The following is a 1394-nucleotide window of genomic DNA, read 5'->3' on the forward strand; positions in this document are numbered from 1 at the left end:
GATTTTCAAAAAATATAAAGAAGATCTTTTTGAATGAAAAATTAAATGATGATGACTTAGTTTTTGTTTTAAGTTGTGCAATCCTTTTTCTAAAAAAATATCATCAAAACCAAAAAGAAAAAAATTGTCTTTCATTTGCATATTTTATAGTTTTGAAAGTAGCTATAGTTAATAATTATTATGACCCTTTATATGATATATCTATTAATATGGGTTGGTATCCTATTTCAAGATTTATTTTGGAAAAAAATTTAATAAATTCAATTAGTATTTTGCAAGTAATTTCAGACTTAAAAGTAGATACATATGAATTTGATGGTATTATAGAAACATATAGACAGAAAAATAATAGAATTGATTTGTTAGATTCAAAAAATCTAGAAAAAGCATATATTGCACCTACTTCCTTTGGAAAAAGTAAGCTTATATACGAATTTTTAAAAAACAAAACTTATAAAAAAACTGCAATAATCGTACCCACAAAATCTTTACTTATACAAACCTTTAATAATATTAAAAAAAATTTCAATGAAACAAAAATAATTTTCCATGACGAAATGTACATTGACAATAATGATTTTATTGCAGTTCTAACTCAAGAAAGAGCTTTACGATTATTGAGTAAAAATAAAAATTTAAGCTTTGATCTTTTAATAATCGATGAGGCGCACAATTTAATGGAAAGTGATCCTAGAAGTATATTACTTTTAAGATTAATCCGAATAAATAAAATTAGAAATAAACTAAATAGCATATTATATTTATCACCTTTAATATCAGACATAGAAAATATAAAACATGATGTTAATCAAAATATTTTTGAAAGAAAAATTGATTTTAACATTAAAGAATCTTCAATTAATCTTTACGATCAAGATAAATCACATTATATTTATAATAAATTTTTTGATGAATATTACCACACTGGAAATTACGATAACTATTTAGATTATATCTTTCAAAATGAGAAGAAAAAAAACTTTTTTTACTTAAGAAAACCAAAAAGTGTTGAAGCATTAGCTAAACTCATCAGCTCTAAAGTACAAAAAAATACAAATAATAATTTAGAAATTATCAGTCATTCTCTAGCTGTAAATATACATAAAGATTTTTATTGTGTTGATTTAATAAGAAGTGGTGTTATTTACTTACATGGAAAGCTACCAGATATTATTAAAGAGTATCTTGAATATAAGTTTAAAAATGTTGATGAAATTAGCTACTTAATTTCCAATTCTGTTATCTTGGAAGGTGTAAATTTACCAATTGATAACTTATATATTTTAAATACTTATGGTCTTGATTCAAAAAAACTAATTAATCTTATCGGTAGGGTAAATAGACTAAATGAACCCGAATCCTGTTTAAGCCGATGATTTCATAATTTGAATTGT

Annotated in this window: 1 protein-coding gene; it reads left to right on the forward strand. The window is 22.7% G+C overall.

What is annotated here, in order from left to right; translation table 11 throughout:
• A partial coding sequence (locus ADA42_RS02895; RefSeq protein ID WP_206541102.1) for a DEAD/DEAH box helicase occupies nt 1-1376 on the forward strand: 1376 nt, incomplete at its 5' end.
• Nucleotides 1377-1394 lie beyond the last annotated feature (18 nt).

The organism is Acinetobacter sp. 243_ASPC (genome assembly GCF_001054715.1).
GTDB lineage: Bacteria > Pseudomonadota > Gammaproteobacteria > Pseudomonadales > Moraxellaceae > Acinetobacter > Acinetobacter soli.